Raw genomic sequence first — 25,358 nt, forward strand, 5'->3', positions numbered from 1 at the left:
TTCATGAGGATAAAGTCTTTATTTATCAACAATTGGTCTAATTTTGCCGGCGAGCAGGTCACCTTGTCGCTGCCTTTTCAATTTTCTTTGGAAAGGGAGAGGAAAGTCTGGACACCATAGTGCGGCATAGCGGGTAACACCCGTCGCTCGCCGTAGGCGAACAGGACAAGTGCAACAGAAAGAATGTACAGGTAATGCTGTAGTGAAATCAGGTAAACTCTATGCGGTGAAACGCCATGTATATCAGTGTTTGAGGGCTGCACGCCCGAGCTGAAGGGTAGGCGGATGGAGTTCGACAGTAATGTCGAAACTAGATAAATGACAAGGAAGTTTTCTTTGGGAAGCTTTACAGAATCCGGCTTATGGCCTGCTTTTTTATTGGTTTGATTCTACTGGTTTTCTTCTTGCGGTAGTTCGAAAAAACTAAACGTGCTTCCTCCGTATTTTCTTTTTTCGCTAAAATTGGCGAGGTGTGAAAGGTCCATTTGACTGGCATGCTCTACAATTAGGCATCCCCCTGATCCCAATAAGTTATTTTCAAATGTAAGGTTAGGTAGTTTTTCGAATTCTTCGAGCGATAGATTGTAAGGTGGATCGGCAAAAATAATATCTGCCGGGGCGGTCATTCTTTCTAAATATCCAAAAACATCAGCCCTAATTGCGTTTATAGGCAATTCAAGACTTCTTGCCGTCTGTTCAATAAAGTTAATACAGCCTGAATTAGCATCTACCGCTGTTATTGCCCGGGTACCTCTAGATCCAAATTCGAAGGAGATATTACCTGTACCACTGAACAAATCAAGAACTTTTATTTCATCAAAATAATACCTGTTGTTCAATATATTGAACAATGCCTCTTTCGCCATATCGGTAGTTGGGCGAACAGGTAATTTTTTAGGTGCGTTGATTCGCTTTCCTTTATGTATTCCGGAGATTATTCGCATTAAAGGGCATTTAAAACTGTAAAGTCGATACTATCTTCATTGGCTTCCATATGGCTGTGCGGTCCGAAATCAGGAATAAAGATAGAAACGTTCTTTACATACTTGTAGCACATTTCGTAGATAGGGTCACCTTCCTCTATTGCCCCGAAGAGTTTGAGTTGTATACTTTCGGTATTGAACTTCAATTGCTCAAGGGCGAATAAAAGATAGTAAAGAAAATCTTCTTTGGTATTGAAAGTGTAGCTATTATATAGTAAGAGGTCTTTTTGGTCGGTTATGGTAACATCCATCTGATTTTCCAAGATGTAAACATAACAAATGGGTTGGGTGGTTTGTCCTTGGCCTTTGAGCAAAGACTCGACCATTACGGTGCCATTATGCTTAAACGTAAATTCGCCGAACAGTTCATAGATGTAATTGTTCACGTTTACAAAAGGAACATAAACGTTTACAATGTCATGACTATCGAACTCATCATAGGCCAAATGATCATTGGCCAAAATTTTTGTGTTGAACTTGAGATAGTTGGCTAGCTCCTCTGGATCGAAGAGAGGTTTTGGTACCAACCCGAAAAGTTGATTGCGGTGCACAACGACCACATCACTGAATTTTTTATCAATTAGTTGGTCATCAGAAAGTTGTCGCTTCAGTTTTTTGAGTAGTTCGTAAGGGTTTAGTGTCTGCTCGAATACCTCATTTTTTGAACTGACTACCGATTTTGAAAGCGTATCAAAGACACAAAAAGAAAGTCCATTCAGGCTAACCTGAATGGACAATTTTTTAAAACCTTCTACCGAGTTATTTGAAGCGATATTACTGTTCTCCTTTTTTGTCATAAACTGGTGGCCAGTTACCACTTGTGCTAACCTCTTCCATAGAACCAACTGTTATGGCAGGTCCGTTGACTTCGTCAACACCAATTTCGGCCTTTTCTTTATCTAAAAGTGTTTTTGGCTGATCATATAATATAATCGACTTATCAACTTTAGCTTCGAAAACAGGAGCTTTGTAACCACTTTTTTCTACAACGCCTGCAGTCATAGTGATTTTTTCACCGTTTTGTGCAAAAGGAATATCGGCCAAATTCTTGTACCTATTATCACTTTTGAACAAAGAATCTTTTACAGAAACGGTACCTAGGGTATCGATAATCTTGACCTCGGTAAGCATATCGATTTGATAGGTCTCGTTGAACTCCATATAAGAAGAGTCGCGCTGCTGGGTAATAGTATAGTCAGCAGTATCGATAAACTTAACTAGACTGTTGAAGTCTTTAGCGTATCTTTTGTTAACCGTTTTGTAGGCCTCCTGTGCGTTTCTGATGTCTTTAAGTTTTGCTATTACTTGAGCAAAACGTTCCTGCTTCACTTTATTAAACTCAATGGGGCCTGTAACAGATTGATAGATAAGATATCCCAATCCAATGCAAACTATCCAAAGTACAATTTGAATTACGGTCTTCATTTTTTAATAGTGTTATTTAAATTTAGTGGTTAGGACAAATCTACAATTTTTTTTCAATCGCAAAAGTATTTACCCTAAAAATCATGTTTATCTTTGGCCCCTATGGCAAGCCTTACAGACGCTTCTTTTTATAAAATATTAGTTGAAAAATTTCCTCACGAACCTACGATAAAACAGTCTGCCGCCCTTCAAAAACTGGCGGCCTACGTACTCTCAAAAAATAGTGATACGGTTTTCATGCTCAAGGGTTTTGCAGGTACCGGTAAGACCACTCTGATCGGTACACTTGTCAATAGTCTGTGGAATACTAAACAGAAGGCTGTATTAATGGCGCCGACAGGTAGGGCCGCGAAGGTAATGGCAAATTATTCGAATACCCAAGCCTTTACGATACATAGAAAGATTTATTTCCCTAAAAAACAAGGTGCCGGTGGGGTGCAGTTTGTTATGGCGCCTAACAAGCACAGAAATACAATTTTTATAGTAGACGAAGCCTCAATGATTCCCGACGCACCGGTCGATTCAAAGCTGTTTGAAAATGGTGCCTTATTAGATGATTTGTTAATGTACGTTTATTCGGGGCATAACTGCAAATTGATTTTGATAGGTGATACTGCGCAATTGCCCCCGGTTCATTTGGACTTGAGCCCTGCATTGGATTCCGATAGATTGGCCCTTAACTACAATAAAGAGGTAATCGATTTGGAAATGGATGAAGTGGTAAGGCAGGCCGGTGACTCTGGTATTCTGGCCAATGCAACCCTTCTGCGCGAACAATTACATTCAAGTTTTTATGACGGATTTCAATTTAATGTATCTGGGTTTAGGGATATCGTACGATTGATCGATGGTCATGAAATACAAGAAGCTATCGATAGTTCGTATTCTGAGAACGGAAAAGAAGAAACTGCTTTTATCGTCCGGTCGAATAAAAGGGCTAATCTTTACAATGAAAATATCAGAAGTAGAATTCTTTTTCTGGAAAATGAATTAGCTGTGGGCGATTATATGATGGTTGTCAAAAACAATTATTTTTGGTTAAAGCCCAATACAGAGGCTGGTTTTATAGCCAATGGTGATATTATAGAGGTTCTGGAAATTTTTGCCTTTAAATCACTTTACGGCTTTCGGTTTGCAGAAGTCAAGGTTAAAATGGTCGACTACCCCAATCAACGGCCCTTTGAGACCGTATTACTACTCGACACGGTCAAATCGGTTACCCCATCGCTATCTTATGATGATGGTAATAGGCTTTATCAAGAGGTGATGAAAGACTATGCTCATGAAACCTCTAAATACAGAAAGTTTATGGGCGTAAAAAACAATAAATACTTCAATGCACTACAAGTGAAGTTTTCATATGCCATCACCTGTCATAAATCGCAAGGTGGGCAATGGAATACGGTATTCGTAGAACAACCTTATATGTCGAATGGTGTAGATAAAGAGTACTTAAGATGGTTGTATACGGCCGTAACCCGTGCAAAAAAGCAGTTATACCTTATCGGGTTTAAAAGTGATTTTTTTCTTGATTAAGAAAAAGTTAACTTAGTAATATTAAAGTAATGAGGTAGTTGAATAAAAGTTCGCTATTGTATGATTTAATTTGACAAAGCTTTCCGTGCTTCTTTGGAATTTCGGTCGGGTGTTCTAATATTTATTGTCACTTCACACAAATGACTTCAGAAACCATCATCAGTATCTTTTTGGGCATAGGGCTGGCCGCATCGGTCGGATTTAGGGTGTTTTTACCACTTTTTGCGCTCAGTCTTGCGGCTTATTTCGATATGTGGCAATTAAATGACAACTGGCATTGGATCGGTAGTTTGGCCGCTGTACTTACATTGGGCGTTGCCACCGTTGTTGAAATCTTTGCATATTTTATCCCTTGGGTTGATAATCTTTTAGATAGTTTTGCCGTTCCGTTGGCGGCTATAGCCGGCACCGCGGTAATGGTTTCTACAGTTGCCAATTTAGACCCATTGGTTACTTGGTGTTTGGCGATTATAGCGGGCGGAGGCACAGCTACGGCAATTAAGGGAGCGGGAGCGACAGGTCGTTTGGCCTCCAGTGCAACGACAGGCGGGTTGGGTAACCCAGTAGTGTCCACTGTTGAAACTGGTGCTGCGATGGTTGTCACCACGGCATCGATATTTATGCCGATATTGGCCGCCATTTTGGTGATTTTTATTTTGGTCATCATTTTTAGGATCTACCGAAGATTGCGACCAAAGACTAATTTAAAGTAGTTGTGTCAGAAGTATATGGAGATTGAAGTTTTTCATATTTCCGTTTGAAACATTCATTAAAAGAAAGAGAGCGATTTTGAAAATAATTGCAATGATTCCGGCCCGATATGCGGCCTCACGGTTTCCTGCCAAACTGATGCAGGATCTTTCCGGAAAACCCGTGATTCTTAGAACCTATGAAGCCGCAGTTAGAACAGAACTTTTTGATGAGGTTTATGTAGTTACCGATAGTCCCGTCATCTACGATACGATCACCCAAGCAGGGGGTAAGGCTCTTATGAGTAAGAAAGAGCATGATTGCGGTAGCGATCGCATAGCCGAGGCAGTCGAAGATATGAAGGTCGATATTATTGTTAATGTTCAAGGAGATGAGCCATTTACCGACCGAGAGAGTTTAAAGGGGGTACTACAAGTTTTTGAAACCGATAGCGAGAAAGAAATTGATCTGGCCTCATTAATGGTTCGAATAGATGATGAAGAGGAAATTAAGAATCCGAATACGGTAAAGGTAATCGTAGACCATAGAAATTTTGCCCTTTACTTTTCTCGTTCGCCTATTCCCTATCCTAGAAATACAGATTTAAAAGCGGCATACTTTAAACATAAAGGTATTTATGCCTTTAGAAAAAGTGCTTTGATGGACTTTTATAGACTTCCAATGCTCGAGTTGGAAGCTACAGAAAAAATAGAGGCCATTCGATATTTAGAATACGGTAAGAAAATTAAAATGGTCGAGACTTCGGTAACCGGTATTGAAATCGATACCCCTGACGACCTGGAAAAAGCCCAAAAAGCATGGAAATAGACTACAGCAAGGTGAATGTAATCGGTTTTGATGCCGATGATACCCTGTGGGTAAACGAAACCTATTTTCGTGATACCGAAGAAGCTTTTGCCGATTTGCTAGAGGGGTACGAGACCAAGAATAAGATAGATCAAGAACTGTTCAAGATGGAAATCAAAAATCTTGACCTATACGGGTATGGTATTAAGGGCTTTATGCTCTCCATGATAGAGTCTGCCCTTGACCTTTCAAACAATCAAGTGTCTCAAGAGACCATCTCGAAGATTCTTGATTTGGGAAAAAAAATGTTGGGGCACCCTGTAGAATTATTGGATGGTGTTACCGAGGTTTTAGATGCCTTAAAGAATAAATACCGTTTGATTGTTCTGACCAAAGGAGATTTATTGGATCAAGAACGAAAACTCGAAAAGTCCGGTTTATCTGAATATTTTCATCACGTAGAGGTTTTGAGCGATAAGAAAGAAGAAAATTACAAACACCTTTTAGAGCATCTTCAGATTGATGTCAAAGAATTTTTGATGATAGGAAATTCCTTAAAATCAGATGTGCTTCCTTTATTGAATATAGGCGCCAATGCCGTTCACGTTCCTTTTCATACAACTTGGCAACACGAAGAGGTCAAAGTAGAAGATGATAAATACGATTATTTGAAAATTAGTAAGCTGACCGATATTCTTCAATATTTGAAATAGTTGCTATCTTTCAGTTTTTCCTGCGCTTTTTTTGTGGAGGATTGATTTAGCTTAAATAATTTATATGGAGTACAATAAGCATTTGGGAGTGCCTGAAATAGCAGTTGCCAAAAAGACAATGTATAAGAATTTCCCAATGGTTCCACGGGTTATTTTTGGCAAGGGCAGTTTTGATCAGCTGGCCGATATTCTACTTCCCAAAAGAAGGCATTCCGATGCTCCTTTTATTTTTTTGGTCGATGATGTTTTCGAGGGCAAGGCACTGGTTTCCCGAATACCTTTGTTGTTCAACGATCAAATTATTTTTATTTCGGCGGATGAAGAGCCCAAGACCCAACAGGTCGATATGCTGGTTGGCAAAATACAGAACGATTATGGTGAGCTACCTTCAGGAATTGTAGGTATCGGTGGTGGCACCATCATGGATTTGGCAAAAGCCGTTTCCATACTTTTGACCAATAAGGGAAGTTCTTCATTGTACCAAGGCTGGGACCTCGTTCATAAACCATCCATCTACCATGTGGGTATACCTACTATTAGTGGTACAGGTGCAGAAGTTTCTCGTACAGCCGTTCTTCTAGGCCCCCAGAAAAAACTGGGCATTAATTCTGATTTTACCACTTTTGATCAAGTGGTTCTTGACCCTGATTTAACGCAGGGCGTACCAAAAGAGCAATGGTTTTACACCGGTATGGATTGTTTTATTCATTGTATAGAATCGTTGGATGGTACCTATTTGAACGCTTTTAGCCAAAGCTATGGTGAAAAGGCCCTTGAACTATGTAAAGAGGTTTATTTAGGCGATTTGTCGGCTCAAGAATCACGCGATAAATTAATGATGGCTTCATGGCACGGGGGCATGAGCATAGCTTATTCCCAGGTTGGTGTGGCCCATGCGATGAGCTATGGTTTGGGTTTTTTACTTGGTGTCAGACACGGTCTTGGCAATTGCCTCGTTTTTCAGCATCTTGAAGAATTTTATCCCGAAGGCGTTCGCCTTTTTAAAATTATGCAGCATAAGCATGATATTGGAATGCCTGAAGGCGTCTGTTCCCAGCTTTCAGATAGTGATTTTCAAACCATGATTAGGGTATCTCTATCAATGAAACCTCTGTGGGAAAATGCTCTAGGCCCAAAATGGCAAGAAATAATCACACCTGCCAAATTAGAGTCTATTTATCGTAAGATTTAGAAGTTGCCTTGAAATGGTACCTTTTTGCAAAGGGTCGTTCTTAGTCATATCAATCTAGTTATTCATGTCACAGAAGCTGGTCAAGTTTATTTTTTATAAAGTTTTAGGGTGGAAAATGGTCGGTGCTTTTCCAGGGCATATCAATAAAATGGTCATTGCCGTTGCTCCGCATACTAGCTATTTTGATTTTTTTCTTGGGGTATTGGTAAGGGCGGTCTTGAACGAACCGATTAATTGGATTGGTAAAAAGAGTTTATTTGATTCGCCGATTGGATGGTTTTTTAGATGGATGGGAGGGGCGCCGATAGATAGAAGCAAGAAAAGTGACACGGTAGCGGCCACGGTCAAGATTTTCAAAAGTAGGTCGATATTCAGATTGGCCTTATCTCCCGAAGGAACCCGAAAAAAAGTGGATCGTTGGAAAACCGGGTTTTACTTTATAGCAAAGGCGGCCGAAGTACCCATTGTGCTGGTAGCTTTCGATTTCGGTAAAAAGCAAGTGAAATTTTCTTCTCCCTTAATTCCTACCAATCACAAAGAAGCTGATCTTGCCGAATATCACCAGTTTTTTGAAGGGGTAGAGGGGTATCATCACTGAATGATATATCTATAATTTTTGTTCTGACAGAAAATTAATTACTGTCACATATCAAAAATTCTTTTTTCCAAATAAAATTTTTGCTTCCAATTATTAAATATTCTTTTTAAAATCAAACCTTTTTCGAAAAGTTACGTAAGTATAGTTGATTAGCTATGGTGGTTAATTAATTGAACACTAAAAACTTAAATGATTATGAAAAAGAATTTTGTAAAACCGATGGTGGGCTTCGTAGTCTCCTTCGGACTATTTTTGGCGGTCTCGTGTGATGACGATGATAATGGTGGTATGATGGGTGAAGAAATGCCTACGTGTACCGATGGTATTATGAACGGTGATGAAACGGGAATCGATTGTGGGGGTTCATGTACACCCTGCGAAGATGGAATGGAACTGGGAAGGAGAACAGAACTCTTCGTGACCAATAATGTTAACGGAGATATCACAAAGTACAGTATTACCGGAGATTCGGCCATAACCTACAGAACGGCCTCTGACGCTGCTGAAGGTATATATTATGACAAAGAAGCAGACTTATTAGTACAGGCATCACGATCTAGTTTACAGTTAGAGGCATTTAAAGAAATTTCAATGCTAATGGAAGATTCAGATGTTACACCCGCATTCAGCGGAGCAATGGATTTGGCAAGCCCTAGGGAATTGGCCGTAAATGGCTCTACGTATGTAGTTGCCGATAACGATTCACATAAATTTTTCGTCTACAATAAAGACGGCGATAGTTTTTCTTTAACTGCGACATTAGATATTACTTTTCCGGTATGGGGAATAACCTTCAAAGGTAAAGATTTATATGCCGTGGTCGATACCACTAGTGATTTGGCGGTATTCTATGATTTTGAGTCCAATGCTCAAGACGGTGTATTAAGGCCTTCCAAAAGAATTAAAGTAGAAGGTATTGTGAGAACTCACGGTATAACATACAGTGCTTCAGATGATACCATGATAATGACAGATATTGGTGATGCCGCTAATACGACTGACGATGGAGGATTTCACGTCATAAAGGAGTTTTCCTCCAAATTCGATGCGCTATCTGACGGAGATGTCTTACCTGTTGGTATGCAGATTAGGGTTGCGGGGCCATCTACGTTGATGGGCAATCCTATCGATGTGGCTTATGATTCAGAAACTGATGCGGTGTATGTATCTGAAATTGGTAATGGAAAGGTACTAGGTTACACCTCCATTGGAGATGGAGGCGATTTAACGCCGACCTTTAACAAAGATTTAGAGTCAGCTTCTTCTATTTACTTTTCAAGTGATGAGACAGATAATGATTTAGGGTCAGAGAGTATGGGTCAACAGACGACTCTTTATGCAACGAGCACGGCAAATGGTGATATCTCTGTTTACGACGGTATGGGAATGTTAATTAAGACTGTTACAACAGCCTCCATGGCAACTGAAGGTATTTACTATTCTCCAATTTATGATGAAATTCTTCAAGCATCACGTTCTAACCTTATGCTAGAAAATTATAGTGGTTTTTCTGACTTGACAGACGGAGCTTCGCTAGAGGTCGCATTTATGAGCAGTGCAGACTTATCAAGTCCACGGGAAATTGCCGTTTCCGGATACAACGTGGTGGTTGCCGATAATGGTGAGAATAAACTTTTTGTATACACGTTTAATGGCTCATCGTTCACATTACAAAACACTTTTCAGGTAAACTTTAACTTATGGGGTATTACCTTTATGGGAGATGATTTGTTGGCAGTAGTAGATAATACGAGTGATTTGGCCGTTTTTAACGACTTCATTAGTATGAATACATCTGACGGCGCAGTTACCCCAGATAAGCAAGTAACCGTTGAGGGCATAGTTAGAACACATGGTATTGATTACAGCGAATCATCAGATGTTCTGGTAATGACCGATATAGGTGATGCGGCTGATGTAACTTCTGACGGCGGGTTTCATGTAATCGAAGATTTTACATGGGTAATCAGCGATGTAGATAATGGGGCTTCAATTCCAATGTCCAGTCAAAGTAGAGTGGCAGGAGCGTCTACCATGATGGGTAACCCTATCGATATTGCGTATGACCACAAAACACAAACAGTATTTGTTGCAGAGGTTGGTAACGGAAAAATACTAGGTTTTTCAGACGCGTTAAATATTAGCGGTGATGTGGCCCCCACAGTTGACAATAATTTAATGTCAGCATCCTCGATTTATCTTTATAACAATTAAGAAAACGAATAAATTAGTTTTAGTCCGGCTTTCAAAAGAAGCCGGATTTTTTTCTTAATGATTTTTAGGCCTAAGAAAAATAAAATCATTTAATGAGTAGCTTGTTTAATTTCAGAATTAGAGGAATAAACTTACCAATATTTGAAGATGACGTAATAGGAATTTTTTTAGAGTAGCTTACTCTGATTTATAAATAACTACCATCGTTCTTACAAAGTTGATTTTAACATTTTCTTTAAAACCCTTCGAACATCATTACGTAGGTATGGCAAATAAAATAGATTGCTATGAAAAAGAAATTTTTAAAATTTGGATATTTTGCTGCTGTTGGATCTTTACTTCTAACAGCTTGCGACAATAATGACGATGGTGACAATATGATGGAAGAACCAGGCGATATGACTTCCGCTCAATTGTTCGCCTCAAATAACACTGACGGTAATGTAACAATTTACAATATGTCTAACGGCGAAGTAAGTACTTTGGTTACCGGTGATATGGCTGCTGAAGGTATTTACTATGATGATGATACCGACCAGATAATTCAGGCCTCACGTTCATCAAACCAGCTTGATGTATTCTCCGACATTTCGGTTCTGGGGCTAAGTGGGACGATTACGGCTTCAATTTCTAGTTCTGCCGATTTACAAAGTCCTAGAGATATTGCGGTAAATGATGATTTTGTAATTGTTTCTGATAACGCCGATGTTGATGGAAATGAGGCAACACCTGACGGAAGAATCTTCATTTATACCCGATCGAATGGCGAGTTGACCTTAAGAAATGTTGTAACGACTGATTTTGCGCTATGGGGTATAGAAATGGTTGGTGATGATTTATATGCGGTTGTCGATAAAACGAGTGAGTTGGCAGTATTTACCGAATTCACTGCTATGAATACTTCCGACGAGGCTATAACTGCCTCTAAGCGAATTGCCATTGAGGGTATTGTAAGAACACACGGTATTGCTTATGATAATGGTACCATGATCTTGACAGATGTTGGTGATGCCGCCTCTGATAGTGATGGAGGTTTTCATATCGTAACTGATTTTACCTCAAAGTTTGATGCTGTGGCCAACGGTGGTACGATGGCGGTTGCCAATAATCAAACAAGAATCGCCGGTTCTAGCACTTATCTTGGTAATCCTGTAGCTGCTGAATACGATGCGGCGTCCAACACGGTATTTATTGCCGAGGCTGCTAATGGAGGCGGTAGGGTGATGGCTTTTACCGATGCCGATGCCGGTGGAAATATTGCTCCTTCGGTCAATAATAATTTGTCAAAGGCTTCATCATTGTACTTTTATTCGAATATGCAGTAATAAAATAATTGGTTGTTTAGGTTTTTAGTTAGTAGTAGTAAAAAGCGCCCTTTAAGGGGCGCTTTTTTTATGATAAATTATAGAGGAATGACTTAACGAAAATTTACCCTCGGTTGGCCTCTACAGGTCTATCTTTATATCTAGATGCAATGGCACTGATGATAATCATCTGTAGAATGTGAAAAACCATTAAAGGAAGAAGAATAACACCTTGAATGGCCATATTCCCGAATAAAATTTTTGAAAAAACGGTTCCGTGTACCAATGACTTTTTTGTTCCGCAGAATTGAGCGGTAATTCTATCTTCCATTGAAAATCGGAGAATCTTCGATATCTGGCGAATCAGCAAATAAATAATTGTGAAAAGTACCGATACACCAACTAGCAAGAGCAACAGGTCAAAAAGTGAAACACCATTGAATAGGCCATCGTTGAAAGATTTAACGTAACTCTTATAGATAATCAATAGAATAACGGCCTTATCAAAAGTCGCAAGCCTGTTGGAGTTCTTTTGCACTATAGCACCCAAAAATCGCTGCAAGGCCATGCCCAAAAAGACGGGAAGCAAAACTTGAACTATTAAGTTGGTATAGATATCGGTCAAGTCAAAATTGAGTTCTGAATTATCTATAAATAATCCCATCCATAGAGGGGTTACCAAAATACCAATGATCCCTGAAATACTGGCGTTGAAAATAGCTGCTGGAATGTTCCCTTTGGCTAAAGATACCATCACTACACTAGAGCTTACTGTTGAAGGTAAGGCGGCCAGAAAAAAGAAAGCCAGCCAAAACGTTTCTTGTTCTTCAGTGGTTATAAGTAGCTTAAACGGTAATATGAGTAGGGGGAATAGTAAAAAGGTAGCTCCTTGAATAAGTAGGTGCAACTTAAAATTACCTAAACCCGATTTTAATTTTGCCGGGCTCAGTTTTAGTCCATAAAAGAAGAAGATAAGAGAAATGCCAATGGCACTTATTTTATTTAGCAGAAAAACATTTTCTTCGGAAACCAATGTTGGAAACAGATAGGCCAAAAGAATGACGATAAAAATACCGACAACGAAATAATCTATTCTAATCTTCATCTATGCTAGCTCCTTTGAGCGGAGTTGTATTATTATTTTAATATACCTGAATAAAGAATGACCATCAAAAAAGGTCGCATTTATGCGACCTTTTTTAATTTCTTTATCTAGGAACCAAATTTACTCTTTCATGGTATGATACACGTTCTGTGTATCGCCTATTTTAATTTAAATAATTGATATTGAATTAATTATATGTAATTTTAATTTCATTAGTTCGGTATTAGTTCGGTTTTGAGAAATAATTCTAATGAGTGATTACTTTATTCTCCCCAATGATAATCAAAATTTCAAAAAGATTGAAGTAATGCGGGGCATTCATTTGCAGATATACATAGGGGAGAACCACAGTTTTTATAAGGATTTCCTGTAATGGGGTTTCAAATAAATTTTCTAAATTGGAGAACTCCCCCATTTTGAAAGCCACTCGAAATGAGGTGTGTGTATTTCTTACCCTAAAATCGGCTTTCCTAATTTTTTGAATATTTAAAAATTATCGAATATGAAAGCTACTGTTCTACTCTTATTTCTCATTTTTTGCTTTTTTTCAGTACCAATTTCAGCTCAATATGGCCGGTTTACAGAAGAAGAAAGACTTCGCGAACTCAGGAAAAATAGTGAACCAATACGTTTGCTTGTAGAGGATATCCGTAGGGCGGTTTACGCAAGCGAAAAGGACTTGGACGACTGTCTACCTCCTTTTACAAGTGCAACAATAACCCTTGAAGGGACATCGGAAGGAGAGGCGGGAATTGAATTAAACCTAGTTCTGTTTAAAATAACATCAAAAAAGAAAAAAGGGAAAATAAACAAATCTGTAATAACTTTTGTTAGGGACACGATTTTTAGTCCATTGATGGATAAAGTGAGAGATGAAAGCACTGAGAATTTTAATATTATTAGAAATCTTATTGTCTCCCAAGCATATTCAAACTGTGTTTCCTCAACAGCAATAAAGGAGTTAACATCTGATTTGAAAGATAAAACTGTCCTATTTAATATTTTAGAATATGAAAATTTAGAGAATATATCTGATGAAGACGCTGAGGAAATTATAACTGAAGCTTTTAAAACACAAAAGTTGGAAGTAGAAGTCAGTTTTGTTGTCGAAAAGGAGTCTAGCATAAGTGGAGAGTTCAAAATTACTCCAATAACGGGCTCTTTAAGCGGAAACCTGAAACGAAAAAATGTTCAAACTGTAAAAGTGACTTTTGGCAAAGACCCTAGTTAAAATATGCATTATGCCATATTTTCACAAAAAGCATCCAATTTACGACTCAAGGGATAAAAATAAAAATTACAATGACAATGGATACGCAATCAAAGGAAGCTTGCGAAATTTTTGAAAGTACTGTTGAGGCTTATGAAAGATTATTTAAGAATGCTCCACCATTAAGGCTAGATTCCGCTGATAAAGTCAAAAAAGAAATTGAAGGGCAAATTAAAATAGCATCGGCTTATAGTGAACTTGGGTTGTATCAGTATTGTCCAGATAAAATTGAAGATTGGAGAAAAAGATTAAGAACAGTTGCTGAAAGCATTAAAACACTTTGAAGCGAATAATTTGATTATACTTCAATTAAATTTATATTCGGTAGAAGTTCTTGTCTATTTGTTTGTTAATTGGATACTTGGTATTTTGTGATGAGGCCCAATCATATTTTGAAAGAATATATATGAACGAAATATTTAACCCAATTGGGTCAATTTGGCATAGGTGGGATCCTCATATCCATATTCCGGGGACACTAAAGAACGATAATTACAAAGGTGAAAATGCATTGGATGAATTTGTCCAAAGAATAAACATTTCTTCCCCTCCGATTAAAGCTTTAGGTATTACCGAATACTACGTTCTTGACGGTTATGAGAAAATCTTGCCAATTTTCAATGCCGGAAAATTACCTAATGTAAAACTACTTTTTCCTAACATAGAACTTCGATTTGCCGTTAATGCAGGAAAAGGGTCTCCGATAAATTTGCATTTATTGGTAAGTCCAGAAGATCCTGAACACATTGACAAAACAAAGAGATTTCTTAGGGATTTAAAATTTAAGTATGATAGTGAAATCTATGGTTGCACGAATGACGAACTAATCAAATTGGGCGCTGCCTATTTAAAGAAAACTACTGATAACCAGCATTTGTTAAAAACAGGCATAGAACAATTCAAGGTTTCATCTGACAATCTTCAAGAGGCTTTCAGTAATCATAAATGGGCGCGTGAGAACATTTTAGTCGCAATTCCCGCAAGTAAAGGGGATGGTACTGCTCAACTTCAGGAGGATGGACTAAAAGCGTTAAGGGAAGAACTTCAACGCATGGCACATATTGTGTTTTCTGGTAGACCAGGTGATAGGGAATATTGGTGTGGAAAAGGGACAGATTCCAAAGAAGCAATCATTGAGAAGTACAACGGCCTTAAACCATGTTTACATGGGAGCGATGCCCATGATTTGGAGCACGTAGGAAACCCTGATTTAGACCGCTATTGTTGGATTAGAGGTGATTTAAAATTTGAGACCTTACGACAGATTTGTTTTGAACCTGAAAGAAGGGTTTATATTGGGAAGGAAATACCAAGTGATGGCTATCCTTCCCATACAATTGAAAAAGTAAGTGTTAAAAATGCAGATTGGTTAAAAACACAGGAGATAGGTATAAACTCGGGATTGGTTGCAATCATTGGGGCTAGAGGATCAGGTAAAACCGCATTGGTGGAAATGATAGCCGCTGGGGCGGGAAGTGTCGACCAAAGCCATACAAAGAGATCATTCCTTGAACGGGCCCAAAAACTTCTAACAGAAACAACAAGCACGATTAACTGGGGTAATGGAGAACACCAGGAATTTCCCGTGGATGTTCAAAAATTACCAGTCGAGAGTGAAGAGCCCAGAGTTCGCTATTTATCTCAACAGTTTGTTGAATATCTCTGCTCTTCGGATGGGCTGGCCGATGAACTTGTTAATGCGATTGAACAGGTTATTTTTGATGCCCATGGTGTGGATGAACGCCTAGGAACAAGGTCTTTTAAGGAATTAAGAGAAATTAAAACAGAGTCCATTAGACGCGGTATTGACAAATATCAGGAACTGCTTCAAGAAATTGGTGATGAAATATCTGTTCAAGATGATTTGGCACGCAATATCGAAGAGTTGAAAAAGAAAAGGACTATAGAAAATGATGCTATAACTAGGATGAAGGAGGACCGGAAAAAACTCACTCCATCTGACAATAAAGAGGTTCTTGAAAAACTTGACAAGGTTCGTGAAGCCGCAGAGACAAAGTCTCAATTGATCGCAGGATTTGAAAAAAAAGAATTAAAACTCCAAGGTTTAAGGGAGGAGGCTGAACAATTTCAAAATGATAGTTCGCTAGTTCAACTTAATGCTCTTAAAGAAGAATATGCAGAAGCCGATCTGACCGACGAACAATGGGAAAAATTCACTTTAACCTATAAGGGAGATGTCAAATCTCTATTGAATGAAAAGTTGATTGAAGTAGGAAAGGAGATAAAGAAGCACAAAGGCCAAACTGAAAATGAGGTGGAAAAAGTTAATGAAAAAACAGAGGCCTATTTGAGTTCTTACGATAATTTATCCTCGAATACTTATTCATTGCTTATTAAAGAACAACGGCGTTTGGAAGCAGTGATTGGAGTAGATAATGAGAAACGAAAAAAGTATACGGACCTCTCCAATAAAATAGCCGTTTTAGAGTCGGCACTCAAACAAAGAGACAAGGAAATAGAAAAAGCGGAAGCCGCTCCAAAAAAAATTGAAGAGCTTTTCCTTAAACGAAAGAGCACTTATGAGCTATTGATCGGACAAATTGAAAAGGAAGAAAAGCTATTATCCAAATTATACAGCCCTTTGCAGGAGAGGCTTAGTTCTCAGGATGGCACCCTGTCCAAATTGACTTTTTCAGTAAGGCGCATTGTAAATATTGAACAATGGGCTGAATCCGGTGAGAGATTGATCGATAGATCGAGAATAGGTCCCTTTAAGGGTGTTGGCACCCTTACAGAAATTATCAAAAGAGAACTCGAAGAAGTATGGAAAACAGGTTCTTGCAAGGAAATTGCTCAAGCAATGGCGGATTTTCGATCAAAATATGGGCCAGATTTTTGGAAGCATGCATTCGAAGATGCTAGAAAAAATCGGGAAACAAAAAAATATTGGTACGATCAGATTTCCAACTGGTTATATAGTATTGGCCATGTGAGTGTGAACTATGGTCTCCAATATGAAGGAGTCGATGTGCAACAGCTCTCCCCGGGAACGAGAGGGATTGTTCTATTGTTGCTCTATCTATCGATAGATATTGATGATGAACGGCCATTGATTATTGATCAACCAGAGGAAAATCTTGATCCTAAATCAATCTTTGACGAATTGGTCGATAGGTTTAAAGAAGCCAAAAACAGGAGGCAAATAATTATAGTCACTCACAATGCTAACCTTGTTGTCAATACTGATGCAGATCAGGTCATTGTCGCCTCTAGAGGAGAGCACAAAATGGGTTCTCTTCCAGACATTGCATATGAAAGTGGAGGATTGGAAAACCCCCAAATTCGAAATGCTGTTTGCAACATTCTAGAAGGGGGCAAACGTGCATTTGAAGAACGGGCAAAAAGGTTGAGAATTTCTATTTGATTTTTTATTTCTCATGTTAAGTAACGGAATGGTATTGATGAGTTGGCAAAAAGAATACTAAATCCTAATCCACTTTATTCGTACATGAATAGCATCGATGATGGCTCAAAAAATAGATTTACTTAAGCTTTTTAGAACTGGTCTTACATAAAGAAATGGGAAAGAATTTTCTTTTTGGCTTTAGAAGTTTTTTGTCAACTTCAAATAGTTTTTCGTAATTCGGAACTTTCTTGTGTTCCTTAAGGCAAGTCAAAATTTGCTCCATGGATAGAACGGACATTTACAGACTCATAGAAGTGACCTTCGGTTTATGAGCCCGACGAGCTACCTACTGCTCTATCCCGCGGTTTCATAACTCTTTAATTGACAGCGAGTTAATAATCGCTTTTTTTTATAAAATACATACGCTGTATGCGGTTTTATATACGGTAAAAGTATTATAAAAAAGTCTTGTTTCAAAGGATTTATTTAGATTTTTCATGAATAAATATAGTAAGCTTCCTTAAACAAATTCATCTATGAGAAGTAAATTCAAGAAAGTACATTGACATATTGGCTTATAGATTATTAACTGAAAGAAATATCAATATATTTATAGATATCATTCAGGTTACACGTACACCTCTTATGCAAACAATAATCAATACATGGCTAAATATCGCTCTTAATGATTTGGAATCTGCCATCTTGCTCCACCGAAACGGAAAGTATAGAAATTCATATTTTCTGTTCCAACAGGCAAGCGAGAAAGCCAATAAAGCTGCGGCTCTTTTCTCTGGCGATTTTACCGAAAAGGAAATCGAGGAGACATCCCACGATCAATTTAAAATTCCAAGAAAGATTATGGTGCAAAAAGAAGAAAAAATGAAGGCCGCAATAGAGCTTCTTGAACGCTATCCAATGCCGAAAGATCTGGAGCCGCTTTCCAATAAGAGCTTTGCCAAACACCATAAATCAATTTCCGAGGCCATTTGTGGTATAGACAGATTGAAAAATTGCGACTTGGTTAATTTTACATTGGAAGATCTGGATGGCGTTTTAGAAATCCTAACGGGCTTAGAAACCATTGAATATGCCTTTCCGGAAAATAGCAATTCAATACTTAGGTCACAAATGCAGGCCATGGCAAGATACTTTGGGGAATTAGGTACGAAGGAAGCTTTGGAAACAAAAAGGGAAATTTTGAATATGCTTGCGGATAAAAAAAAGTCGCAAATGTATTTTCAAAATTTAATGCATCACCTGATACCAATTCAATTTGATTCTATATTTATAGACCATACATTTTACTTTTGCGCCTTACTGACCATTCAACATAGTTCGCGGACAAGATATCCCAAAAACGGAGTCAATCCTGAGGATATCTATACTAAAGAACTACCAATTGTACAGAAACAATTGGATTTTATGGAATGTTTAAAGGAGGCGATACTTCGATTGGAGAAAATGAATGGGAATAAACATGAGTTACAAAACTTGTTTTCGAACCTTATAATTGCCCAATAATAGAGATGTCGTTTCAAAGAAGTATAAAAGTAGCTTTTGACAAAACTTCTGGGGAGATTCTGGAAGCCGATGACGTCTTTGACACCGCTAAAAATTCATTTGAGCTTCGCAGGCAGTATCATAGGGATGAAGTGGAACTCTACTGTTGCGAGTGTGACCAAAAATTGAACGTTTCCGGTAGTAAGTATGACAGATTACATTTCAAGCATCAACCAAATGCGGCGTTCTGTTACTTAAAGGAGGCCAACCTATCGCAAGAGGAAACGGAACAATTGGCACAGCTTTATCGTGGAAAAGAAAGTGCAAGGCATAAAACACTTAAAAACAAAATAGCCGAGAAACTTTTCAATTTAGATGGTGTTGATTCCATCTGCGTAGATAATACCTTTATTTCTATTGGAAATGAAAAACGTAGGCCCGACGTGTATTGTAAATATTTGGACAAAGAACTCGTTTTCGAAATACAGCTATCCGATTTATCCTTGCGCTACATTTATGACCGTCATGATTTTTACAAACGGAAAGGAGTTTTTCTGATTTGGATATTGGATGATTTTGACGTTCATGGCCAGCGACAAATGGAACGCGATATCAAATATCTTACGGATTTTCAAAACTTTTTCAAACTGGATGAAGCTTCAGAACCTTTTAGATTGCTGTGTACGTACAAATATCCATTTCTAACGGAGGATAATAAATTGCTCAGTAAATGGATAGAAAAATCCGTCAGTCTTGGACAACTCAAGTTCAATGTTGAATCCTATCAGATTTATTATTTTGACTATGGGAAAAAGCTCAAGGTTAGAGAGAAAGAACATGCCAAACGTCTTCAAAAGGAAAGAGAAGAGGAAGTCAAAAATCAAGAGCGTCGAAAGAAGGTAGTGGCTGAAGAAAAAGCAAACTCTATAATCGATGACCTGCGATTCTTATGGAAAAACAAAGGGTATAATTTTTCTTCCATCGAAGAACAAATGGAAAATTTAGATGAATTCGAACTATCGATATTAAATAAATCCGATGCGTTTAAACCTAAAGATGGTCAACCAAGAATTCACCATTGGTTTTCAATAGCAAAAAAGGGTCATATCGGTTTCTTGGAACACATGATTGATAGTTCATATTTGGAAATCGACTTAAACGAAAAATCCAAAGACGACAAAACGCTTCTTGCAACTATGTTTGAAAACATAGCTATTGAGCATAAGATGTGGCTTTTAAGAAGACTTATCCGAAAAGGATATAACTTAAAGAAAGAGGACGAAGCAATATTGGCCCAAATCGAAACAGACCCTATTGAATACGAATCGACATTAATAGTTTTTCATTTGGCAAATGAGCTTAGTGGTTGTTATGTGATAGATGAACTTTTCGAACATAAACCTCTTATCTGTATAATTGAAAGTGCAAAAAGAAATGAGATTATTGGATACCGATATCAAAAGAATCAATGGGTAGCTTTTGCGAACAATGCTATACATAGTTATACAAACTATTGGAGTTATATCGAAAAAGCCTTTAAGAAATATGGTATTTGGGAAAAATTGATGCTTTTGGACAAAAAGAAAACCTTTCAAAAAAAGTTGACAAATTTCCGTGCTACGAATCCAACGCAGAAAGTTGATTGTATACCTTTACTGAATACCCTATATCCTGAATTGAAACATGATGAATCTGTATGGTAGTTGAATTAGCACCAAAGGATTATTTCTTGTGTTTTGATGCGTAATCATAAATTGCCAATTCTTCAGTCTTTCAAGTTTTTGCATAGCCGTTGCATCAATTTTTTTATATTTTTGTACCGTGAAATTTTTAACAATCATATTGTCCTTTTACTTTTTGGCACTCAATGTAGTGCCCTGTGGCGATTCGGGAACGGCTAAAGACGATGCCCAGGTCGTTTCGGTAATGGACTATGATGGCGACCACGATCAAGATTGTGAGCTGTGTTCCCCATTCTGCCAATGCCATTGCTGTCACGTACATACGATTGATTTTGGTATAATCGCTTTCACACCCTTACCAAATCCTATTTCACAGGAAAACTTCTCGCACTTCGAGAGCGTTTCCGATGGAGTAGTATCTTCAGTATTACAACCACCTAGAGCTTAATTCAGTTTTTTTAAGGATAGCTATGTCCTAACGTGATGCTTTTCAAAGCAAGCATCGCATCATAAATGCATTGCATCTCTTGTATTGCGAAGTTTAAACTGAATTAAATCTCTTTCTATGATTAACAAAATCATTTCATATTCCATTAATAACAAGTTCATTATTGGGCTTTTTATAGTGGCTCTTGTGGGCACGGGCATTTGGTCTATGGCCACTATAAATCTGGGTTCCGTACCCGATATTACTAATAACCAAGTACAGGTTATCACAGTTGCACCAAATTTAGGAACTGAAGACATTGAACAATTTGTAACGTACCCTGTTGAGTTGGCAATGGCCAACCTTCCTGACGTTATCGAGCTGCGTTCAGTATCCCGTTTTGGACTGTCCGTGGTTACCATCGTCTTTGAGGACGAAGCAGGCACCTATCTTCCTCGGCAATTGGTACAAGAGAAATTAACCGAAGTCGCCGGGGAAATTCCCGAAGGTTTTGGTACGCCATTTATGGCCCCCATTACTACAGGTTTGGGAGAAATCTTTCAATACACCCTAAAGGTAAAAGAAGGTTACGAAGATAATTACGATGCTATGGAGCTTCGTACCATTCAGGATTGGATTGTTAAACGCCAAATGGCATTAGTGCCTGGAGTTGTCGAGGTCAATGCTTTTGGTGGCTATGTTAAGCAGTACGAAGTGGCCATAAATCCTGATAAACTAAAAAGTTTTGGCATTACAATGAATCAGGTTTTTGAAGCCCTGAAAGTGAACAATGCCAACACGGGCGGTGCTTATATCGAGAAAAACCACCAAGCAAATTTTATCCGCGGCGAAGGTTTGGCTCGTAGTCTAGCCGATTTAGAAAATACGGTTGTTACCTCACAGAACGGTAGCCCTGTTTTAGTTAGGGATGTAGCCGAAAAAGTGGGCTACGGGAATCAAGTGCGCTATGGTGCGTTTACCCAAGATGGACACGAAACTGTTGGCGGACAAATTTTAATGCTGAAAGGCGAAAGTCCTGGCACTGTTATAGATAATGTACAAAAGCGTATCGATGAAATTCAAAAATCACTTCCAGAAGGCGTTTACATTGAACCATTTTTAAGCCGAAGTGAACTTATTGGAAGGACCACAAGCACCGTTGAAAAAAACCTTATTGAAGGTTCATTGATTGTGATTTTTGTGCTTGTCCTGCTTTTGGGAAGTTTCCGTGGCGGTTTGATTACGGCGTCGGTAATTCCGCTATCATTACTCTTTGCCTTTATTTTGATGAAACAATTCGGTGTGTGGGCAAATTTAATGTCCTTGGGAGCAATCGATTTTGGGATCATTGTGGATGGTGCGGTGATTATTGTGGAAGGAATGGTATTCCACATTCATCAACGGATGAAAAAAACCACAACCGCCATTGGCCAATCTGAAATGGATGAAATCGCCTATGAATCGGCGAGTACGATGATGAATTCGGCATTTTTCGGTCAGCTTATTATCCTTATTGTATTTACACCGATTCTCTTTTTGACCGGTGTGGAAGGAAAAATGTTCCGTCCAATGGCATTTACTTTCGGATTTGCAGTTTTAGGAGCGATTATCCTATGTCTTACTTACGTGCCAATGATTTCGTCAATGTTCCTTAAACCTGCTAAAAATCAGAACAGTTGGTTTGCCAAATTTGAAAACAAGATTGATAGGTTCAGTGATAAAATAATGTCCGGTTTAAACAAGGCGTATGTACCGTTTCTCAATTTCGCGCTTCGGTTTAGGGCTGGTGTCGTTATTGTTGCGGTCGGGTTGTTGTTGATTGCAGGATTTATTTTCAGCAATATGGGTGGCGAATTTATCCCAAAATTTGATGAGGGCGATATTGCGTTTCAGGCCTTGATAAAACCGGGGAGCAGTCTTACAGAATCCATTGAGGCTTCAAAAAAACTTCAAAATTTAATCAATGAATTTCCAGAAGTAAAAACAGTAGTTTCAAGGATTGGCGTGGCCGAAATCCCTACGGACCCAATGCCTATGGACATAGCCGATAGTTACATCATTCTTGAAAAAGATAAAAGTAAATGGACTTCAGCAGATAGCAAGGAAGAACTCATAGAAAAAATACAGGAAAAAATTTCAGTAGTACCCGGTGTAAATTTCGTATTTACGCAACCTGTTGAACTTCGTTTTAATGAACTGCTTACAGGTGTTCGGGAGGACGTGGCTATAAAATTGTACGGAGAAGATTTGGATGTGTTAGCTGACAAGGTGCAAGAAATCGCCGCCGTCATCAGAACCGTTCCCGGCGCAGCGGACCTCAATGTGGAGGCCACGAGCGGTTTACCACAAATGACAGTGGAATACAATCGCGCGAAAATGGCACAATACGGTATAACGGTTAATAAGCTGAATGATTATGTGAGTGCTTCATTTGCTGGAGAGCAGGCAAGTGTAATCTTTGAAGGCGAAAAACGGTTCGATGTGGTCATTCGTTTGGCAAAGGAATTTAGACAGGATATCAACAACCTTAAAAATCTGTATATAGACCTGCCCAGCGGCAACCAAGTACCCTTAAAAGAAGTGGCGGAAATCAGTTACAAACCTGGCCCGATGCAAATTTCAAGGGACAATACCTCGCGTCGTATTTCGGTAGGGGTAAATGTTCGTGGGCGCGATGTAAAATCAATGGTCGAGGAAATACAGCAAAAACTGGAAGCACAAGTAAAATTGCCACCTGGTTATTTTGTGACCTATGGCGGTTCGTTCGAAAACCTGCAACGTGCGACCGACCGATTGATGATCGTAGTGCCCATTGCACTCTTCCTAATATTCATATTGCTCTACTTTGCGCTGAGTTCGTTCTCGCAATCACTTATGATTTATATGGCAGTACCGCTGGCAGCTATTGGTGGTGTATTTGCCCTTTGGATAAGGGGAATGCCTTTTAGTATTTCTGCAGGTGTCGGTTTTATCGTGCTCTTTGGAGTGGCGGTATTGAACGGATTGGTACTGATCAACAAATTCAATGAATTAAAGGAAAGTGGAATGACAGACTTAAAAAAACGCATATACGAGGCAACTCACGAGCGCTTGCGCCCAATTTTGTTGACGGCAACGGCAGCTATTATGGGCTTTATACCAATGGCGATTTCTACCTCGGGAGGTGCTGAAGTGCAGCGACCATTGGCAACCGTCGTTATTGGCGGATTGCTTACGGCAACGTTTTTAACGCTTGTTGTCCTTCCGGTATTATATTATTGGCTGGAAGCCCGCAAAGAGCGTAACGGTAAAGGAGATGATCCAAGCTATATCAACAAAAGCACAACAGTTCTGGTGGTGCTATTGTGCTTGGGAGGATTTTTCACTTCCAATACAGTAAATGCACAGGAAAGTGGAATCGCCCAGACCGTAACATTGGAGGAGGCTATTTCCCTAGCAAAACAGAATTATCCATCGCTTAAGGAAAGCCAGGCTTTTATCGAGCGCGAGCAGGCGATGAAAGGAACAAGTTTCGATCTGGGTAATACCCAAATCTTTACGGGCAAGGAAGAATATGGCAATGACCTGCCCGGGGTACAGACCACGATCGGGGTGCAGCAGCAAAATGTTGATTTGCTCTCTGGGTTTTCAAAATCCAAGTTCTATAAAGAGCGTGTTCAGCTCGGCGAAAAGTTCTATGCCCTCAACGAGCAACAGTTGATCCGTAACGTGATGCAGGCCTATGACCGTATCAATTATAACAAGGCACAATTGCGCTTCGCGGAACAGTTGGACAGTGTTTACGCCAATTTCAGGACGGCCGCGGAACTACGTTACGATACGGGTGAAACCGGAAAACTGGAGTTTATTGCGGCGTCCTCGGAGTATCAACAGATACAGGTGCTCAGACAACAGGCCTATGACGATATCGAGATTGCAAAGCGCGCGCTAAAGCAATATTTGGGTATAAACCAAGACATCGAAACGGTGGGCCGATCCTATACACCGCTAAATTATCGGGCCGTTTTGGATTCCACATCAGTGGCCGACAACCCAATATTGCAATATTCACTGCAAAATGCCAAAGTGAGCAAAGCAAACGTGGGCGTGGAAAGATCACAGTTCCTGCCCCAGTTCAACCTCACGTACGGAAGGCAGATCGTAGACGATGTATCAGGGTTCAACACCTATCAGGCGGGTATCAGCATTCCGCTCTGGTTCTTCCCTCAAAAATCCAGGGTCAAAGCCGCCAAAGCAGACGCAATGGTAGCCGAAAATCAGTATCTGGAACAGAAGGCCATAACCGAAAGTAGGGTTTCCCAACTTTTAAAATCCTTGGAGAAGACCCAAAAGACGCTTGATTATTATCAAGAAGGGGCTTTGCTCTTGGCGGAAGAACAGATAGCAACGGCGGAACTGGCCTCAAGGGAAGGGGAAATCGATTATGTGAACTATATCACGATCCTGAACAGTGCCATAAGAATCAAACAAAACCATCTACAATTTATAAATCAGTATAACCAGCAGGCCATTGAGCTGCAATATCAATTGGGCAATCTATAA

The 25,358-nt window shown here is 39.1% G+C and carries 19 protein-coding genes and 1 other RNA gene; 16 read left to right on the forward strand and 4 right to left on the reverse strand.

The annotated features are described in order from the left end of the window. Nucleotides 1–50 precede the first annotated feature (50 nt). Nucleotides 51–378, forward strand: an RNA gene (gene rnpB, locus D1013_RS07210) — RNase P RNA component class A. Between the two features lie 11 nt (nt 379–389). Here the strand turns inward: rnpB and D1013_RS07215 are convergent. Genes D1013_RS07215 through D1013_RS07225 form a run of 3 tightly spaced genes read right to left on the reverse strand, consistent with a single transcriptional unit; the run spans nt 390 to nt 2,408 of the window. Then, entirely contained in the window at nt 390–944 is a 555-nt protein-coding gene (locus D1013_RS07215; RefSeq protein WP_121848216.1) for an RsmD family RNA methyltransferase, read from the reverse strand. Then, on the reverse strand, nt 944–1,780 hold the full coding sequence (locus D1013_RS07220) for a DUF3822 family protein (RefSeq protein ID WP_121848217.1): 837 nt from the start codon (nt 1,778–1,780) through the stop codon (nt 944–946). Before D1013_RS07220 ends, D1013_RS07215 begins: the two co-directional genes overlap by 1 nt. Next, nucleotides 1,758–2,408, reverse strand: coding sequence for a hypothetical protein (locus D1013_RS07225; protein WP_121848218.1), 651 nt, complete (start codon nt 2,406–2,408; stop codon nt 1,758–1,760). The genes D1013_RS07220 and D1013_RS07225 overlap by 23 nt, the downstream gene beginning before the upstream one ends. A gap of 102 nt (nt 2,409–2,510) precedes the next feature. Here D1013_RS07225 and D1013_RS07230 point away from each other — a divergent pair, with 102 nt between their 5' ends. The 8 genes from D1013_RS07230 to D1013_RS07265 all read left to right on the forward strand — a co-directional run bounded on the left by D1013_RS07230 (nt 2,511) and on the right by D1013_RS07265 (nt 11,483). Then, nucleotides 2,511–3,944, forward strand: coding sequence for an ATP-dependent DNA helicase (locus D1013_RS07230; RefSeq protein WP_121848219.1), 1,434 nt, complete (start codon nt 2,511–2,513; stop codon nt 3,942–3,944). Between the two features lie 140 nt (nt 3,945–4,084). Continuing rightward, nucleotides 4,085–4,657, forward strand: coding sequence for a DUF4126 domain-containing protein (locus D1013_RS07235; RefSeq protein WP_121848220.1), 573 nt, complete (start codon nt 4,085–4,087; stop codon nt 4,655–4,657). Between the two features lie 91 nt (nt 4,658–4,748). Continuing rightward, entirely contained in the window at nt 4,749–5,462 is a 714-nt protein-coding gene (kdsB, locus tag D1013_RS07240) for a 3-deoxy-manno-octulosonate cytidylyltransferase (RefSeq protein ID WP_192466559.1), read from the forward strand. Beyond that, nucleotides 5,453–6,154: an HAD family hydrolase gene (locus D1013_RS07245; RefSeq protein ID WP_121848221.1), complete on the forward strand. Its 702-nt coding sequence runs from the start codon at nt 5,453–5,455 to the stop codon at nt 6,152–6,154. Before kdsB ends, D1013_RS07245 begins: the two co-directional genes overlap by 10 nt. A 64-nt stretch (nt 6,155–6,218) precedes the next feature. Further along, nucleotides 6,219–7,346, forward strand: coding sequence for an iron-containing alcohol dehydrogenase family protein (locus D1013_RS07250; RefSeq protein WP_121848222.1), 1,128 nt, complete (start codon nt 6,219–6,221; stop codon nt 7,344–7,346). A gap of 64 nt (nt 7,347–7,410) precedes the next feature. Further along, nucleotides 7,411–7,944 carry a 1-acyl-sn-glycerol-3-phosphate acyltransferase gene (locus D1013_RS07255; protein WP_121848223.1) on the forward strand — a complete coding sequence of 178 codons (534 nt, stop codon included), beginning with the start codon at nt 7,411–7,413 and terminating at the stop codon, nt 7,942–7,944. A 195-nt stretch (nt 7,945–8,139) separates the two neighbouring features. Beyond that, on the forward strand, nt 8,140–10,158 hold the full coding sequence (locus D1013_RS07260) for an NHL repeat-containing protein (RefSeq protein WP_121850652.1): 2,019 nt from the start codon (nt 8,140–8,142) through the stop codon (nt 10,156–10,158). Nucleotides 10,159–10,445: 287 nt separating this feature from the next. Beyond that, a complete protein-coding gene (locus tag D1013_RS07265) occupies nt 10,446–11,483 on the forward strand; it encodes a hypothetical protein (protein ID WP_121848224.1) in 1,038 nt (345 codons plus the stop codon). Nucleotides 11,484–11,586: 103 nt separating this feature from the next. Here the strand turns inward: D1013_RS07265 and D1013_RS07270 are convergent, their stop codons facing one another. After that, nucleotides 11,587–12,567 (reverse strand): bile acid:sodium symporter family protein, encoded by a 981-nt coding sequence (locus D1013_RS07270; RefSeq protein WP_121848225.1) that lies wholly within the window; start codon nt 12,565–12,567, stop codon nt 11,587–11,589. A gap of 502 nt (nt 12,568–13,069) precedes the next feature. Here D1013_RS07270 and D1013_RS07280 point away from each other — a divergent pair. From D1013_RS07280 to D1013_RS07310, 7 genes are all read left to right on the forward strand, one after another. Next, nucleotides 13,070–13,798: a trypco2 family protein gene (locus D1013_RS07280; RefSeq protein WP_121848227.1), complete on the forward strand. Its 729-nt coding sequence runs from the start codon at nt 13,070–13,072 to the stop codon at nt 13,796–13,798. A 77-nt stretch (nt 13,799–13,875) separates the two neighbouring features. Further along, nucleotides 13,876–14,121, forward strand: a complete 246-nt coding sequence (locus D1013_RS07285; RefSeq protein WP_162987827.1) for a hypothetical protein — start codon at nt 13,876–13,878, stop codon at nt 14,119–14,121. Between the two features lie 122 nt (nt 14,122–14,243). Then, nucleotides 14,244–17,222, forward strand: coding sequence for a TrlF family AAA-like ATPase (locus D1013_RS07290; RefSeq protein WP_121848229.1), 2,979 nt, complete (start codon nt 14,244–14,246; stop codon nt 17,220–17,222). A 627-nt stretch (nt 17,223–17,849) separates the two neighbouring features. Next, nucleotides 17,850–18,728 carry a HEPN domain-containing protein gene (locus D1013_RS07295; protein WP_121848230.1) on the forward strand — a complete coding sequence of 293 codons (879 nt, stop codon included), beginning with the start codon at nt 17,850–17,852 and terminating at the stop codon, nt 18,726–18,728. 5 nt (nt 18,729–18,733) lie between these two features. Then, nucleotides 18,734–20,410 carry a DUF6035 family protein gene (locus D1013_RS07300; protein WP_121848231.1) on the forward strand — a complete coding sequence of 559 codons (1,677 nt, stop codon included), beginning with the start codon at nt 18,734–18,736 and terminating at the stop codon, nt 20,408–20,410. Nucleotides 20,411–20,528: 118 nt separating this feature from the next. Further along, nucleotides 20,529–20,837 carry a DUF6660 family protein gene (locus tag D1013_RS07305; RefSeq protein ID WP_121848232.1) on the forward strand — a complete coding sequence of 103 codons (309 nt, stop codon included), beginning with the start codon at nt 20,529–20,531 and terminating at the stop codon, nt 20,835–20,837. 117 nt (nt 20,838–20,954) lie between these two features. Beyond that, a complete protein-coding gene (locus D1013_RS07310; protein ID WP_121848233.1) occupies nt 20,955–25,358 on the forward strand; it encodes a CusA/CzcA family heavy metal efflux RND transporter in 4,404 nt (1,467 codons plus the stop codon).

The sequence above is a fragment of the Euzebyella marina genome, from assembly GCF_003687485.1.
In the GTDB taxonomy this organism is placed as follows: domain Bacteria; phylum Bacteroidota; class Bacteroidia; order Flavobacteriales; family Flavobacteriaceae; genus Euzebyella; species Euzebyella marina.